This window comes from Variovorax sp. J22G73, assembly GCF_030317035.1.
Lineage (GTDB): Bacteria > Pseudomonadota > Gammaproteobacteria > Burkholderiales > Burkholderiaceae_C > Variovorax.
Map to the genome: position 1 here is coordinate 1,374,989 of NZ_JASZYK010000001.1, position 15,720 is coordinate 1,390,708.

Genomic DNA, 15,720 nt, shown 5'->3' on the forward strand with positions numbered 1-15,720 from the left:
ACCATGTCCATCTCGCTGTACGACCTGTCCGTGCCCGTCTTCACCCGCGGACTCGGCCAACTGACCCACCTGCTCGACAAGAGCCTGGCGCACGCCAAGGCCAACGGCATCGACACGGCCACGCTGGTCGATGCACGGCTGGCGCCCGACATGCTCACGTTGGCCGGCCAGGTGCAGCGTGCGAGCGACGCGTCGAAGCTGGGCGTGGCCCGCATCGCCGGCCTTACCGCGCCAAGCTTTCCCGACGAAGAAAAAACCTGGGACGACCTGGTGGCGCGCATCGCCAAGACGCAGGACTTCCTGAAGACCGTCGAGCGCGCGCAGGTCGATGGACAGGAGGAACGCGACGTGGTCATCAAGGCCGGTGGTGGCGAGGCGCACTTCACCGCGCAGCGCTACCTGCTGCAGTTCGCGCTGCCCAACTTCTTCTTCCACGTGACCACCGCCTACGACGTGCTGCGCCACAAGGGCATGCCCATCGGCAAGCTGGATTACCTGGGCAAGTTCTGAAGGGTTGGCGCCGACACGACGCCAGTCACGGCGCCGTGACAGACTTCAAATTGCCGTGACACATGCGCACGCCCCGCGTGCGCCGCAAACAATCGCGCCCTGACCGCTGTCGGTCTGACACGAATGGGGTTGCGATCATGAAGACGATGTTGTCCAGAAGGGCGTTCTCGGGGCTCGCCGCCGGAGCGTCCGCGCTCGCTGCGGCGGCCGGTGGTGGCTGGCCGGTGCGCACCGCATTCGCCGCCGCGTCGCCGGGGCTGCGCGACTACGGCAAGGCGCCGGAATTCGCGGGCATCGACAAGTGGCTCAACTCGCCGCCGCTCACGTTGAAGGCGCTGGCTGGGCAGGTGGTGCTGGTCGATTTCTGGACCTACTCGTGCATCAACTGCATCCGCACGCTGCCGCACGTGGTGCGCTGGCACGAGAAGTACAAGGACCAGGGCTTTGCCGTGGTGGGCGTGCATTCGCCCGAGTTCGCCTACGAGAAGCTCACGCGCAATGTGCAGGACGCCATCGAGCGCTTCCACATCCGCTACCCGGTGGCGCAGGACAACAGCTTCGCGACCTGGAAGGCCTACGACAACGAGTACTGGCCGGCGTTCTACCTGGTCGACAGCAAGGGCCAGGTGATGCGCCAGCATTTCGGCGAAGGGGAGTATGCCGAGATGGAAGCGGCCATCGAGGCGCTGCTGGCGCGCAAGGCTGCAACCTGATGCACCTGATGTGCCTGATGTGCCTGATGCAGCTGTTGCATTCAGGCGCAGGTCGCGTCTATTGCACCGCCTGCGTGGGCCAGCCGGCCAGGTTGCGCTCGGCGATGCCCGCGAGCGCGGTGATCCAGGCCGGGCTGTCGTTCAGGCAGGGGATGTAGCTGAACGCCTGGCCGCCGGCGTGCATGAAGGCCTCGCGGCCTTCCATGGCGATTTCTTCCAGCGTCTCCAGGCAGTCGGCCGGAAAGCCCGGGCACACCACGTCGACGCGCTTCACGCCCGACGCGCCGAGCTCGCGCAGCGTGGGCTCGGTGTAGGGCTCCAGCCACTTGGCGCGGCCGAAGCGCGACTGGAAGGTCACGCGGTGCTGCGCGGCCGACAGGCCCAGCCGCGCCGCGAGCAGGCGCGCGGTTTGCAGGCACTGCGCCTGGTAGGGGTCGCCCAGCGCGATGTTGCGCGCGGGAATGCCGTGGAAGCTCATCAGCAGCACCTCGCCGCGGCCCTCGGTCTTCCAGTGCTTCTCGATGCCCTGGGCCAGTGCGTCGATGTAGGCGGGGTCGTCGTGGTAGTCGTTGACGAAGCGGAACTCCGGCAGGCGGCGCTGCTTGCGGCTCCAGTCGTTCACGGCGTCGATCACGCTGGCCGTGGTGGTGGCCGAGTACTGCGGGTAGGCCTGCAGCACCAGCACGCGCGTGGCGCCTTCGGCCTGCAATGCGTCGAGGCGCGAGGCGATGGACGGGTTGGCGTAGCGCATGGCGTCGCGCACCGCCACGCGGTGGCCGCGCTCCCCGAGCCAGCCGGCCAGCAGCGTGGACTGCTTTTGCGTGAAGACTTTCAGCGGCGAGCCCTCGGGCGTCCAGACGCTGGCGTACTTGGCGGCCGACTTGGCGGGCCGCGTGCGCAGGATGATGCCGTGCAGGATCAGCGCCCAGATCGCCCGCGGGATCTCGACCACGCGCGGGTCGCCGAGAAAGTCCGCGAGGTAGGGGCGCACGGCCGCGGCGGTGGGCGCGTCGGGCGAGCCCAGGTTGCACCAGAGCACGGCGGTGCGCGGGCTTTGCGCGGACGCAGGCGCGGGCACATGTGCGGACGCAGACGCTGGTGCAGGGTTACCGGGCAGGGCGGTCTCGGGGATAAAAGGCATTGCGATATTCTCGGGCATGACTTTCGCTCCCCCTGCGTCGACGGGCTTCGTGCCGCTCGATGTGAAACGCATCAGCGCGATCACGCTGGACCTCGACGACACCCTGTGGCCGATCTGGCCGACCATCGAACGCGCCGAAGGCGTGCTGCAGGCCTGGCTGCTGCGCGAGGCGCCCAAGACGGCGTCGCTGCTGCTGACCCCCGGCATCCTGCGCGAGCTGCGCGAGGCCACCGCCAAGGAGCGCTCCGACCTGGCGCACGACCTGAGCGCGCTGCGCCGCGAATCGATACGCACCGCGCTGCGGCGCGCGGGCGAAGACCCGGCGCTGGCCGACCCGGCCTTCGAGGCTTTCTTCGAGGAGCGCCAGCGCGTGACGCTGTACGACGACGCGCTGCCGGCGCTGAAGTGGCTCAGCGAACGCTATCCGCTGGTGGCGGTGTCCAACGGCAACGCCGACATCCACAAGACCGGCGTGGGCCGCTGGTTTCGCACCGCCTTCAATGCGCGCGCCTTCGGCAGCGGCAAGCCGCACGCACCCATCTTCCGGGCCGCGGCCGCCTCGGTCGGCCTGCTGCCCAAGGACGTGCTGCACGTGGGCGACGACGCGGAGCTGGACGTGGTCGGCGCGCTCAACGCTGGCATGCAGACCGCATGGCTGGTGCGCGACGAGCGCCCCTGGACGCACGACGCGCGCCCGCAGCTCATCGTGCCCAACCTGCACGCGCTGTGCGTGGCGCTGGGCGCCTGAACGATCTGCTGGGCGGCGCTCAGCTGAACACGGGCAGGAAGAAGCTGCGCTCGTAGCTCACGATGCAGCGGGTTTCTTCCGCATAGCGGAATGCGGCCTGGCAGTCGGCGTCGTTCATCGAGTCGGCGCGGTACTTCTCGTAGGCCGCGAGGCTGGGAAAGGTGAACATCGCCAGCGCCACGTTGTTGGTGCCTTCCGAGGGCAGGAAGTAGCCGTGGTGCTGGCCGCCGAACTTCTCGACCAGCGGAATCCAGAGCTTGCCGTAGTGCTCGAATTCCTTGAGCTTGTAGGCGTCGACGATGTAGCGCAGGTAGCAGGTGACCATGGGTTGCTTCGGCTTTGGGGTTGAGGCTTTTTGGGGGTTAATGAGGCGGCTCGCTGCGGCGATCCGCCGGGCTGACTATAGTTTCAGCCCCACTCTCTAGCGGCGCCGCGGCGCGCAGGAAACCCCAAGTGCACTTCTCCAACTGGCTCCTCTTCTGCGGCGTGACCTTGCTCGTCGCGTTCACGCCCGGCCCCGCGGTGCTGCTCGCCGTGTCGAACTCCATGTCGGTCGGCCCGCGCCGCGCCATGATCAGTTCGCTGGGCAATGCGACGGGGCTGTTCATGGTGTCGGCCGCCGCCATGGCCGGGCTGGGGGTGGTGCTGTCGACCTCGGCGCATGCCTTCATGGTGCTGAAGGTGGCGGGCGCGGCCTACCTGATCTACCTGGGCGTGAAGCAGTGGCGCAGCCAGGGCAGCGTGTTCGCCGACGTGCAGGGCTCGTCGGTGGCGGGCTCGCCGCGTTCGAGCTGGCGCCTGTTCGGCCACGGCCTGACGGTGGCGCTGACCAACCCCAAGGGCATACTTTTCTTCTCGGCGCTGTTCCCGCAGTTCCTCACGCAGGACGCGCCGCTGGCCATGCAGTTCGTGGTGCTGACAACCACCTTCGCCACCGCCTCGGTGCTGTCGCATGCGTTCTACGTGCTGCTGGCGCGGCTGCTGCGCAAGCAGCTGGCCGACCCGCGCCGCACGCGGCTGTTCAACAAGCTGTCGGGTGGTGCGTTCGTGCTGCTGGGGCTGAGCCTGCTGCGCCTGCGCAACAAGACGGCCTGATCGTTCTCGGGGCGCCTTCCGGTCGCTTTCCGCTTTCCGTTTCAGTCCAGCGCGAACTGCTCGCGCAAGGCCGCGCAGAAGTCTTCGGTGCCGCTCAGCGACAGCGTGAAGGTGTCGAAGCGCGGGTTGTCCTCGCGCGTTTGCTGCAGGTCGAAGTCCCACACGGCGCCTTCGTCGAGGGCACCGCGCGCACCGGGGAAGGCGGCTTCGGCCCAGGCCAGCACCCGGGCGATCTCGGCCTGCACCTCCGGCGACTTTTCGGGCGGGGTCGATGCCATCGCGTCGAAGGTGCCGTGGCCTTCGGTGTCTTCGCTGTAGTCGAAATCCAGGTAGCGCAGTTCGGTGGTCATGGTGATCGTTTTATGCCGTCAATGCCTTGGCGGCGGCCAGCCCGCTGAGCACCGCCCCTTCGAGCGTGGCGGGGTAGGGGCCTTCGGTGTAGTCGCCGCAGGCCTGCAGGCCCGGGGCGATGGCGGCGGGCGGGCGCGCCAGCCCGGGTGTGCAGGCGAAGGTGGCGCGCTTCTCGACCACGGTCTGCACCAGCTGCAGCGTCGTCTGGCCCAGTTGCTCGGCGGCTTGCGCGATGACCTGTTCTTCCAGCAGCTCGCGCGATGTCTCGTTGGCGCTGACGACCATGGCGAGCACGCCGTGCAGGCCGCAGAGCTGGCCCTTGTCGAACGCGAACTGCGCGGGCGCCGTGGCCGTGTCGCTGCGCAGCGCGAGCATGGGTTCGGCCAGCGGCGTGGCGCCGCGCACGTAGACCGTGGCGATGGCTTCGAAGCGCAGCGCTTCGGTGGTGGCGCACCAGGCGTCCGCCGGCAGGCCTGACGCGCGGACCAGCCGTGCGGCGTCCCACGGTGCGCAGGCCAGCACGGCGTGGTCGAAGCTTTCTTCGTCCACACGCCATGAACCCGCCTCGGGCGCGATCGCGCGCACCCGGTGGCCGATGCGCACGGCCGCGCCATGCGCCGCCAGCCACCGAACGGCCGCATCGGGCAGCAGGGCGCCCAGGTCGGCGCGTGGCAGCAGCAGGTCGGCGCCGCCGCTGCCGCTGAAGAGCGCGTCGTTCAGCACGCGCAAGAAAACCTGGCCGCTCGATTGGCCGACGGGCGTGTTCAGCGCCGAGACGCACAGCGGCTCGATCAGCTCCCGCATCACCCGCGGCGTGAGGCCGGTGCACAGGTCGGCAACGCTGGTTTCCGCGGCGCAGCGAAAACCCGCCAGCCGCCAGCCCACCGCCGTGCGCAGCAGCGACGACTTGTCGCGCCACGTCCAGCCGCGCGCCGTGAAGATGCCCGCCAGCAGGTCGAGCGGCGCGGGCAGGCGCGGCAGCTTGAGCCCGCCGCCATCGGCGAAGCGCAGCGAGAGCGGCAGGCGCAGCAGCGCGGCGTCGACATCGACGCCGACGTCGCGCATGAGCTTCAGCGTGGCGGTGTACGCGCCGATGAGGATGTGCTGGCCGTTGTCCAGCGCCATGCCGTGCATGTGGTCGACGCGGCGGGCGCGGCCGCCGGGCGTGGGAGCGGCCTCGTACAGGGTGACGGTATGGCCGAGGCGCGTGGCTTCGATGGCGCAGGCGAGGCCGGCCCAGCCGGCGCCGATGACGGCGAGTTTCATGGCCGCCGGGTCAGGCCGGGAGCCCGGCGAGTGCGGTTGCCGTCGTTCCAACCCTGCCCCGGAGGGCGGCGAGGCAAGAGAAGGCGCGGGTGCCGCTCATATCCGCCCCAGCGCCTGCACCTTCCACGCAAGCCACAGCTTGCGCACCGGCGTCAGGCTCACGCGCTGGTTCAGCACCTGGAAGTCGTCGCGTTCGATCTCGCGCAGCAGCGTGCGGTAGATGCTGGCCATCATCAGGCCCGGCTTCTGCGCGCGGCGGTCGGCCAGGGGGAGCAGGGACAAGGCTTCGTCGTACGCGGCGTGCGCGCGCTCGGCCTGGAACTTCATCAGCGCGACGAAGCGCTCGGAGTGCACGCGGTTCAGTATCTCGTGCGCCTTCACGTCGAACTTCTGCAGCTCGTTCACCGGCAGGTAGATGCGCCCGCGCAATGCGTCTTCGCCCACGTCGCGCAGGATGTTCGTCAGCTGCAGCGCCAGGCCCAGCTTGTGCGCGTAGGTGGTGGTCTGCGCCTCGGTCTGGCCGAAGATGCGCGCCGCGACTTCGCCGACGACGCCGGCCACCAGGTGGCAGTAGCGCGCAAGGCCGGGGAAATCGAGGTAGCGGGTCTGGTCGAGGTCCATCTGGCAGCCGTCGATCACTTCGAGCAGCTGGCGCGCCTCGATGCCGTAGGCCGCGGCGTGCGGCATCAGCGCCTGCATCACCGGGTGGCGCGGGGTGCCTGCAAAGGCCTGGGCGACCTCGGTGCGCCACCAGGCGAGCTTGGTGGCGGCCACGCCGGGGTCGGTCACCTCGTCGACCACGTCGTCGACTTCGCGGCAGAAGGCATAGAACGCCGTGATCGCCGCGCGCCTCGGCTTGGGAAGAAACAGGAAGGCGTAGTAGAAACTGCTGCCCGAGGCGGCGGCCTTGTCTTGCACGTATTGCTCGGGGGTCATCGGGGAGGCGCTGCTTTCATGGGCCGCCATTGTCTCCGCATCCGCAGGGCATTCCAGAGCAAGACGGGCGCGTCGAACTTGCCGATGGTGGGGCGCTGCGAGAAGGTGTCGAAGCCCAGGTCGTCGATCTTGTCGAGGATGCGCAGGCCGCCCTGCACCACCAGGCGCAGCTCCCAGCCCATGCGGCCCGGCAGCCGGTGCACAAGCGGCGCGCCCTCGGTCATGAGCTCGCGGGCCCAGTGCGACAGCACAGAAACCAGGTTGATGGCCTCCTGCGGCGGCTCGGCGCGCGAGAGCGGCGCGAACACCTTGAAGTTCTCGGGCGTCAGGCCGCGGCGGGCGCAATCGGTCAGCGGAAAGTAAAAGCGCCCGCGCGGCAGGTCGACGCTGGGGTCCTGCCAGAAATTGATGAGCTGCAGCGCGCTGCAGATCGCGTCGCTCTGCGCGAGCGCCTGCGCGTCGTGCACGCCGTACAGGTGCAGCAGCAGCCGGCCGATGGGGTTGGCCGAGCGGCGGCAGTAGTCGAGCAGCTCGGCGCGGTCGGCGTAGGTGCCGCGGTCGCGGGTTTTCTCGATGTCCTGCATGAAGGCGCTCAGCAGGTCGGCCAGCAGGGCTTCGGGCAGCCCGTACTGCGCGATGCTGTAGGCGAGCGGGCCGAACACCTGCGGCCAGCGGGACGACGACGCCACTTCGCCGTGCGCCGCCTCACCTCGCGCCGCTGCAGCGAGTTCTTCGCGGTAGGCGCGCAGCTGGGCCAGGCGTTCGTCGGGGGAGGCATCGCCTTCGTCGGCAATGTCGTCCGCGGTGCGCGCGAAGTGGTAGATCGCGGCGATGGGCGGGCGCAGGTGCGGCGGGCACAGCCACGAGGCGACCGGAAAGTTCTCGTAGTGGGCCGGCGGGGCGGCGAGGTGGGGGGGAGTGGCGGACACGCCACGATTGTCCGCCACCACGCCATGCCCCCGCACTATGCTCGCAGCGTCGCCACTACGAACTCCCGCTTCATGAAAGCATCCGCTCCGGCCCCAGGGTCCCAGGTTCCCGCGTACGGCGAGGCGGCACATCCGGCAGGGCCCACGCTCATGATCGCGGCGCTGGGCGTGGTCTTCGGCGACATCGGCACCTCGCCGCTCTATGCCTTCAAGGAGACGATGAACCCCGAGCACGGCATTCCGTTCTCGCCCGATTCGGTGCTGGGGCTGCTGTCGCTGATCTTCTGGGGGCTGATGTTCGTGGTGACGCTGAAGTACGTGGTGTTCGTGCTGCGCGCCGACCACGACGGCGAAGGCGGCATCCTGGCGCTGCAGGCGCTGGCCCGCAGCGGGGTCGCCGGGCCGAAGACCAAGCCGTGGGTGTGGAACGTGATCGGCATGCTGGGCCTGGTGGGCGCGGCCATGTTCTACGGCGACAGCCTGATCACGCCGGCCATTTCGGTGCTGTCGGCGGTCGAGGGCCTGGAGGTGCAGGCGCCGATGCTGCAGCGCGCGGTGCTGCCGATCACCGTGGTGATTCTGGTGGCGCTGTTCGCGGTGCAGAAGAAGGGCACGGGCGTGGTCGGAAAGGTGTTCGGGCCGATCATGCTGCTGTGGTTCCTGGTGCTGGCCGCGGCCGGGCTGTGGCAGATCTTGCAGCAGCCGCAGGTGCTGGCGGCGCTCGACCCGCGCCGGGCCGTGGGCTTCCTGTTCGAGCACCGGGCGCAGTCGCTGGCGGTGCTGGGCGCGGTGTTCCTGGCGTTCACGGGCGGCGAGGCGCTTTACGCCGACATGGGGCATTTCGGTGCCAAGCCGATCCGGCTGGCCTGGATCTTCATCGCGCTGCCGGGGCTGGTGCTGAACTACTTCGGGCAGGGCGCGCTGGTGCTGGGCAACCCGGCGGCCGTCGACAACCCGTTCTTCCGGCTGTTTCCGTCATGGGGCGTGCTGCCGATGGTGGTGCTGGCCGCCATGGCGACGGTGATTGCATCGCAGGCGGTGATTTCGGGCGCGTTCTCGCTCACGGCGCACGCCATGCGCATGGGCTATCTGCCGCGCATGCGGGTGATCCAGACCTCGGGCACGGCCATCGGGCAAATTTATGTGCCGGCGGTCAACTGGCTGCTGATGGTGGGCGTGCTGCTGCTGGTGCTGGGCTTTCGCAGCTCGGGCGCGCTGTCGGCGGCCTACGGCATCGCGGTGTCGATCACCATGGTCACGACCACGCTGCTGGCCGGCATCGTGGCCTGGGGGCTGTGGCGCTGGAACAAGGTGGCGGTGGTGGTGGGCGTGGCCGCCTTCGCGGTGGTTGACCTGACCTTCGTGGTCGCCAACAGCCTGAAGGTTGCCGAGGGTGGCTGGCTCACGCTGGCCGTGGCGGCCGGGGTGATGGTGCTCTTCACCACCTGGGCCAAGGGCCGCCGGCTGGGGCTGGAGGCCGCGGCGGCCGAGAGCCTGCCGCTGCGCCCCTTCATCGAATCGCTGGCGCTGCACATGCCGCACCGGGTGAGCGGCACGGCGGTGTTCCTGAACCCCGACGCCACCGCGGTGCCGCACGCGCTGCTGCACAACCTCAAGCACAACCAGGTGCTGCACGAGCAGGTGATCGTGCTGCGCGTGCTGCCCTGCGACACGCCGCGCGTGGACGCGCGCGTCCGCATCGAGGCCGAGCAGCTGATGGAGGGCATCTGGGTGGTCACCGCGCGCCACGGCTTCATGGAGCGGCCCGACGTGCCGGAGTTCATCCGCATCCTGGCGTACCAGAAGACGCTGGCCATCGACTCGATGAAGACCTCGTACTTCGTCTCGCGTGCCTCGGTGGGCGAGGAGAACCTGCCGGGGCTCAACCCGATACGGCGCGCGCTGTTCGGCTGGCTGCAGCGCAACGCGGGGCGGGCGTCGGACTACTTCGAGTTGCCCGACAACCGGCTGGTGGAGATGGGGCAGCGCACCTAGCGCCAGCGCGTTTTCGAGGCGCGGGCGTGCGCCTAGTGACCGGCGGGTCATTGACAGTATTTAACGTTTACCCTAGATTACTAACCAGTGGGTCAGTAATGACCTGGTTCGTCCTCCCTAGGGTGTCTCATGACCGCCTCCGCCGTTTTTTCTCGTGCCCGCAGCGCCGCCTGGCTGCTGCTTCCCGCCTTTGTCCTGGCCGGCTGTTCGCCGAAACCCGTGGCCGAGGAGCCCGTTCGCGCGGTCAAGTTCGTGACCGTGGGCACCAGCGATTTCGATGCCCAGCCCGAGTTCTCGGCCGAGGTGCGCGCGCGCGTCGAGTCCCGCCTGGGCTTTCGCGTGGCGGGCAAGATCACCCGGCGCCAGGCCGAGCTCGGCCAGCGCGTGCAGGCCGGCCAGGTGCTGGCCCAGCTCGACCCGCAGGATTACAAGCTCGCCGCCGACGCCGCGCGCGCCCAGCAGGCCGCCGCGCTCACCAACCGCGACCTGGCTGCCGCCGACCTGAAGCGCTACGCCGAGCTGCGCCAGCAGAACTTCATCAGCGGCGCCGAACTCGAGCGCCGCGAAACCACCTGGAAGGCCGCGCAGGCCCAGCTCGAGCAGGCGCAGGCACAACTCGCCTCGCAGGGCAACCAGGCCAACTACACGACGCTGGTGGCCGACGTGGCCGGCGTCATCACCGCCATCGAGGCCGAGCCGGGCCAGGTGGTGCAGGCCGGCACGCCGGTGGTTCGCATTGCGCAGGACGGCGCGCGCGACGTGGTGTTCGCGGTGCCCGAAGACCGCGCCACGCTCATCAAGACCGGCTCGCCCGTCGCCGTGCGCGGCTGGTCGGGCGGCAGCGAGCTGCAAGGCCAGGTGCGCGAAGTGGCGGCCAGCGCCGACGCGGTCACGCGCACGTATTCGGTCAAGGTGGCCATCGACGCGGCCACCTCGCCGCCGCTGGGCGCCACGGTGTACGCCCGCCCGCAGGCGCTGGCCCATGCCAGCACCGCGGTGATGAAGCTGCCGACCAGCGCGCTGCGCCAGGAAGGCAAGGGCTCGGCCGTGTGGGTGCTCGACAAGGCGAGCATGACCGTGCGCTCGCAGCCGGTGCAGGTGGCCACCGCCGACGGCAATGAAGCCGTCATCGCCTCGGGCATCGCGCCCGGCATGATGGTCGTGGCCGCCGGCGTGCATGTGCTGTCGCCGGGGCAGAAGGTCACCATCTACCAGTCGAAGGAGGCGGCCGCGGCCGCCGCCAATGCCGCCGCCGTCGCCGGTGCGAAGGAGTCGGCGCAGCCCGTTTCCGCCGTTGCCGCAACGCAGAAGGAAATCGCTCCGGCCGCCGCGGGTGCCTCCAAATGAGCGGCGGCGCAGCAGACCCCCACGACAAGCCCGCCGGTTTCAACCTCTCCAAATGGGCGCTCGACCACGCGCCCCTCACGCGCTACCTGATGGTGGTGCTGATGGTGCTGGGTGCCTTCGCGTACTTCCAGCTCGGCCAGGACGAAGACCCGCCCTTCACCTTCCGCGCGATGGTGGTGCGCACCTACTGGCCCGGCGCCACGGCGCAGCAGGTGGCCGAGCAGGTCACCGACAAGCTGGAGCGCACGCTGCAGGAGGCGCCGTACGCCGACAAGATCCGCAGCTATTCGAAGCCCGGCGAGTCGCAGATCATCTTCAACATCAAGGACTCGTCGAAGTCCGCCGAGGTGGCCAACGTCTGGTACACGGTGCGCAAGAAGATCGGCGACATGCGCGCCACCTTGCCGGCCGGCGTGCAGGGCCCGTTCTTCAATGACGACTTCGGCGACGTGTACGGCGTGATCTACGCGCTGGAGAGCGAAGGCTTCAGCTACGCCGAGCTCAAGACGCTGGCCGACGACGTGCGCCAGCAGCTGCTGCGCGTGAAGGACGTGGCCAAGGTCGACCAGTTCGGCGTGCAGGACGAGAAGGTCTACATCGAAATTTCGCAGAAGCGCCTGGCGCAGCTGGGGCTCGATTTCAACGCGGTGCTCTCGCAGCTGGGCTCGCAGAACGCCATCGAGAGCGCGGGCACCATCCAGTCGCCGCAAGACGTGGTGCAGGTGCGCGTGGCGGGCCAGTTCACCAGCGTCGACCAGCTGCGCGACATGCCCATTCGCGGCAGCTCGGGCAACCAGCTGAAGCTGGGCGACATCGCGGACATTCGCCGCGGCTACGTCGACCCGCCGGCCGTGAAGGTGCACCACCAGGGCAAGGAAGTGATCGCGCTGGGCGTGTCCATGGCCAAGGGCGGCGACATCATCGCGCTGGGCAAGGCGCTGAAGGCCACCACGGCCACCATCGACCAGCGCCTGCCGGCCGGCGTGAAGCTGGCGCAGGTGCAAGACCAGCCGGTGTCGGTGGCGAGCTCGGTGAACGAGTTCGTCGGCGTGCTGATCGAGGCCGTGGCCATCGTGCTGGCGGTGAGCATCATCTCGCTCGGGCTGCACAAGGGCGGGCGCTTCGGCTGGTACATCGACGTGCGGCCGGGGCTGGTGGTGGCGATCACCATTCCGCTGGTGCTGGCCGTGACCTTCCTGGCCATGAACTACTTCGGCATCGGGCTGCACAAGATATCGCTGGGCTCGCTCATCATCGCGCTGGGCCTGCTGGTGGACGACGCGATCATCGCGGTCGAGATGATGGTGCGAAAGATGGAAGAGGGCTACGACAAGGCCCGCGCCGCCACCTACGCCTACGACGTGACAGCCAAGCCGATGCTCACGGGCACGCTCATCACGGCGGCGGGTTTCCTGCCCATCGGGCTGGCCAAGTCGGTGACGGGCGAGTACACCTTCGCGATCTTCGCGGTGACGGTGATCGCGCTGGTGCTGTCGTGGATCGTGTCGGTGTACTTCGTGCCCTACCTGGGCACGCTGCTGCTGAAGGTGAAGCCGCACGCGGCTTCGCAGGAGCCGCATGACCCGTCGGCTCCCGAGGCGCCGCCGCACGAACTCTTCGACTCGGCCTTCTACAACGCCTTTCGCCGCACGGTGAACTGGTGCGTGGCGCACCGCTGGACGACCATCGGCGCCACGGTGCTGATCTTCGCACTGGGCATCGTGGGCATGGGCAAGGTGCAGCAGCAGTTCTTCCCGGACTCGAGCCGGCCGGAAATCCTGGTGGACATCTGGTTCCCCGAAGGCACCTCGTTCGCGGCCAACGAAGAGGTGGCAAAGCGCGTGGAGCAGCGCTTCATGCAGGAAGAGGGCGTGAAGACCGTCAGCACCTGGATCGGCTCGGGCGTGCCGCGCTTCTACCTGCCGCTGGACCAGGTGTTCCCGCAGACCAACGTGTCGCAGCTCATCGTGCTGTCCAAGGACCTGAAGGTGCGCGAAACGCTGCGCCTGAAGCTGCCGCAGCTGCTGGCGCAGGAGTTTCCCGAGGTGCGTGGCCGCGTCAAGCTGCTGCCCAACGGGCCGCCCGTGGCCTACCCGGTGCAGTTCCGCGTGATCGGGCCCGACCCGGCGCTGCTGCGCGGCCATGCCGACGAGGTGAAGGCCGTGCTGCGCGACAACGCCAACATGCGCGGCGTGAACGACAACTGGAACGAGTCGGTGAAGGTCATTCGCCTGGAAATCGACCAGGCCAAGGCGCGCGCGCTGGGCGTGACCAGCCAGGCCATCGCGCAGGCGTCGAAGACGATGTTCAGCGGCACCACCGTGGGCCAGTACCGCGAGAACGACCAGCTGATCGACATCGTGCTGCGCCAGGCGCCCGACGAGCGCCAGGCCATCTCGGACATCGGCAACGCCTACATCCCGACGAGCTCGGGCCGTTCGATTCCGCTCACGCAGATCGCCAAGCCGGTGTTCACCTGGGAGCCGGGCGTGATGTGGCGCGAAAACCGCGACTACGCCATCACGGTGCAGGGCGACGTCATCGAGGGCCTGCAGGGCGCCACGGTGACGACGCAGCTGCTGCCGAAGCTGCGCGAGGTGGAAGCCGGCTGGGCCGCGGCCGGGCAGGGCGGCTACCGCATCGAGGTGGCGGGCGCGGCGGAGGAAAGCAGCAAGGGCTCGGCGTCCATCGTGGCGGGCGTGCCGATCATGCTGTTCCTGGTGTTCACCTTGCTGATGCTGCAGCTGCACAGCTTCAGCCGCTCGCTGCTGGTGTTCATCACCGGGCCGATGGGCATCGCCGGCGTGGCCGGTGCGCTGCTGCTGCTGAACCGGCCCTTCGGCTTCGTCGCGCTGCTGGGCGTGATCGCGCTGATGGGCATGATCCAGCGCAACGCGGTGATCCTGATCGACCAGATCGAGCTCGACCGCGCGGCGGGCGTGCCGGCGTGGGACGCGATCGTCGAATCCGCGGTGCGGCGGCTGAGGCCGATCGTGCTGACCGCGGCGGCTGCCGTGCTGGCGATGATTCCGCTGTCGCGCAGCGTGTTCTGGGGGCCGATGGCGGTGGCGATCATGGGCGGGCTGATCGTGGCGACGGTGCTCACGCTGCTCGCCTTGCCGGCGATGTACGCGGCGGCGTTCCGCGTCAAGCGTGAACCGGACGAACCAAAGACGTCGCCCGCATCGCCGGCGCCGAAAGTGGCCCCGATTAGTGTTTAAAATTGAAAGCTGACCGATTTCAAGCGGATGGTCTTTGGCCCATGCAACCTCATGGCGCAAAGGGGCCGTCCGCTTTTGCATTCACCTGAAAGATTGGCATCGCGCGGGTGGCGAAATTGGTAGACGCACCAGGTTTAGGTCCTGACGTTCGCAAGAACGTGCCGGTTCGAGTCCGGCCCCGCGCACCAGCCCTCTGCTACATAGCCTGTTCTATCGCGCAGTGAAGAAGCCCCCGTTTCGAAAGAGACGGGGGCTTTTTCTTTGGCCGGTACGTGCAGCGTGCGCGGTGTCGGCGGCGCCTACCAGTCGTTGTTGTCGCTGCCGCCGCCGCTGCCCCCGTCGTCCCACGAACTCGTGTCGGTGATGCCGAAGTCGTTGTCCACGATGCGCTCGGGCTCCTGGGGCGAAGACGACGGCCACAGGCTGCGGCCCATGTCGGCGTTGCCGCTGTCGTTGATGTGGGACGTGTCGTTGCGCTCGGTGGTGTTGTTGATGCTGGTGTCGGAGCGGTCGTGCATCCAGTGGCGCACGGCCTCTTGCGCCACGATCGCGCCCACGCCGACCGCCGCGCCGGTGGCCAGCGCGGAGCCCAGGCCCATGCCTGGTGCGGCCGCGGGAGGCGCTGCGGGCATCCAGCTGCCGCCGCCGGGGCCGTAGCTCGGGTAGCCGCCGGGCGTAACGGGTGCAGCGGGTGCGCCGGGTGCACCGTATGTGCCTGGTTGAGGCGCGTACGACTGCGCCGGGGCGGCGGGCGGCGCCACCCGGCGACGGAAAGCGAGGTAGCCCACGGCCAGCAGCCCGACCAGCGCGATCGGCAGCCAGGGGATGGAGCCGGTCCTGGCCTGCGTCTGTACGGTTGGGGCCGCAGGCGTGCTGGCACGGGTCGGCTCGGTTCGGGCGGGGGCGGCCGTGGGCCTGTCGAGCTTGGCCGTCAACCGTTCGACCGCTTCGGGCCTGGCGAACGAGAGGTCGGGCGCCAGTTCCTTGGCCTTGACCAGCGCGCTCCGGGCGCCGTCGAGCTTGCCCTGCGCCGCAAGCAACTCGGCCTGCACGAAATGGGCCTTGGCGCTGTTGGGGTGGTCCTTCAGCACCTTCGCGATCATCGCGTCGGCGTCGGCCATCTTGCCGCCGTTCGCGGTGTCGTAGATCTGCCGGATGGTGGGATCGCCAGAGGCGGGCGCGTCGGTCTTCGCCTGTGCGAGCGAAGGCATCCCGAATGCCACGACGAGGGTGAAGGCGAGGGCGGTGAACAGTCGCTGAAGCATGAAAAATCTCCTCTGCAGTCCTGCGTGTAAGGACGGTATGGATCCACTCTAGGCGCGCAATATTGGCCAAACCTGACCGCCGCCGGCGACACGGCGAGACCCCGTGAAAACCCGCTTTTCCGCCAGATTAGAATCGCAGGTTGCCCAGTTTTACAGGCGGCACACGTGTGCCTCCGCATAAATCCCGCCAGCGCGTGTAAGTC

14 protein-coding genes and 1 tRNA gene are annotated in these 15,720 nt (G+C 68.8%); 8 read left to right on the forward strand and 7 right to left on the reverse strand.

All coding sequences use genetic code 11. From position 1 onward, the window contains the following. The first annotated feature begins 3 nt into the window (after nt 1–3). Nucleotides 4–510, forward strand: a complete 507-nt coding sequence (locus QTI51_RS06470) for a DUF1993 domain-containing protein (RefSeq protein WP_116908815.1) — start codon at nt 4–6, stop codon at nt 508–510. A 146-nt stretch (nt 511–656) separates the two neighbouring features. Continuing rightward, nucleotides 657–1,223: a thioredoxin family protein gene (locus tag QTI51_RS06475; RefSeq protein ID WP_116909097.1), complete on the forward strand. Its 567-nt coding sequence runs from the start codon at nt 657–659 to the stop codon at nt 1,221–1,223. Between the two features lie 58 nt (nt 1,224–1,281). Here QTI51_RS06475 and hemH read toward each other — a convergent pair whose 3' ends face one another. Continuing rightward, the gene (gene hemH / locus QTI51_RS06480; RefSeq protein WP_286512323.1) at nt 1,282–2,364 is read right to left on the reverse strand and encodes a ferrochelatase; all 1,083 of its coding nucleotides are present in this window, start codon (nt 2,362–2,364) and stop codon (nt 1,282–1,284) included. A 16-nt stretch (nt 2,365–2,380) separates the two neighbouring features. On the opposite strand from hemH, the gene QTI51_RS06485 reads away from it, so the two are divergent. Further along, nucleotides 2,381–3,112: an HAD family hydrolase gene (locus QTI51_RS06485; protein WP_116908817.1), complete on the forward strand. Its 732-nt coding sequence runs from the start codon at nt 2,381–2,383 to the stop codon at nt 3,110–3,112. Nucleotides 3,113–3,131: 19 nt separating this feature from the next. On the opposite strand, the gene QTI51_RS06490 is transcribed toward QTI51_RS06485, so the two are convergent. Further along, complete coding sequence (locus QTI51_RS06490; RefSeq protein WP_116908818.1) at nt 3,132–3,437, reverse strand: NIPSNAP family protein; 306 nt, start codon at nt 3,435–3,437, stop codon at nt 3,132–3,134. 128 nt (nt 3,438–3,565) lie between these two features. On the opposite strand from QTI51_RS06490, the gene QTI51_RS06495 reads away from it, so the two are divergent. After that, on the forward strand, nt 3,566–4,207 hold the full coding sequence (locus QTI51_RS06495) for a LysE family translocator (protein ID WP_116908819.1): 642 nt from the start codon (nt 3,566–3,568) through the stop codon (nt 4,205–4,207). A 41-nt stretch (nt 4,208–4,248) separates the two neighbouring features. On the opposite strand, the gene QTI51_RS06500 is transcribed toward QTI51_RS06495, so the two are convergent. From QTI51_RS06500 to hpnC, 4 genes are all read right to left on the reverse strand, one after another. Continuing rightward, entirely contained in the window at nt 4,249–4,557 is a 309-nt protein-coding gene (locus tag QTI51_RS06500) for a hypothetical protein (protein WP_116908820.1), read from the reverse strand. A gap of 10 nt (nt 4,558–4,567) precedes the next feature. Further along, the gene (hpnE, locus tag QTI51_RS06505; RefSeq protein ID WP_116908821.1) at nt 4,568–5,824 is read right to left on the reverse strand and encodes a hydroxysqualene dehydroxylase HpnE; all 1,257 of its coding nucleotides are present in this window, start codon (nt 5,822–5,824) and stop codon (nt 4,568–4,570) included. 96 nt (nt 5,825–5,920) lie between these two features. Beyond that, nucleotides 5,921–6,760 carry a presqualene diphosphate synthase HpnD gene (gene hpnD, locus QTI51_RS06510; protein WP_116908822.1) on the reverse strand — a complete coding sequence of 280 codons (840 nt, stop codon included), beginning with the start codon at nt 6,758–6,760 and terminating at the stop codon, nt 5,921–5,923. Beyond that, nucleotides 6,757–7,689, reverse strand: a complete 933-nt coding sequence (gene hpnC, locus QTI51_RS06515; protein ID WP_116909098.1) for a squalene synthase HpnC — start codon at nt 7,687–7,689, stop codon at nt 6,757–6,759. The genes hpnD and hpnC overlap by 4 nt, the downstream gene beginning before the upstream one ends. A gap of 150 nt (nt 7,690–7,839) precedes the next feature. Between hpnC and QTI51_RS06520 the strand changes: the two genes are divergently transcribed. The 4 genes from QTI51_RS06520 to QTI51_RS06535 all read left to right on the forward strand — a co-directional run bounded on the left by QTI51_RS06520 (nt 7,840) and on the right by QTI51_RS06535 (nt 14,440). Further along, on the forward strand, nt 7,840–9,684 hold the full coding sequence (locus QTI51_RS06520; protein ID WP_286513693.1) for a potassium transporter Kup: 1,845 nt from the start codon (nt 7,840–7,842) through the stop codon (nt 9,682–9,684). A 129-nt stretch (nt 9,685–9,813) separates the two neighbouring features. Further along, entirely contained in the window at nt 9,814–11,031 is a 1,218-nt protein-coding gene (locus QTI51_RS06525) for an efflux RND transporter periplasmic adaptor subunit (protein ID WP_116908824.1), read from the forward strand. Then, the gene (locus QTI51_RS06530; RefSeq protein WP_116908825.1) at nt 11,028–14,252 is read left to right on the forward strand and encodes an efflux RND transporter permease subunit; all 3,225 of its coding nucleotides are present in this window, start codon (nt 11,028–11,030) and stop codon (nt 14,250–14,252) included. Before QTI51_RS06525 ends, QTI51_RS06530 begins: the two co-directional genes overlap by 4 nt. Before the next feature lie 101 nt (nt 14,253–14,353). Further along, nucleotides 14,354–14,440: transfer RNA gene (locus QTI51_RS06535), tRNA-Leu, on the forward strand. 111 nt (nt 14,441–14,551) lie between these two features. Here the strand turns inward: QTI51_RS06535 and QTI51_RS06540 are convergent. Continuing rightward, the gene (locus tag QTI51_RS06540; RefSeq protein WP_116908826.1) at nt 14,552–15,517 is read right to left on the reverse strand and encodes a tetratricopeptide repeat protein; all 966 of its coding nucleotides are present in this window, start codon (nt 15,515–15,517) and stop codon (nt 14,552–14,554) included. Between the last annotated feature and the right edge of the window lie 203 nt (nt 15,518–15,720).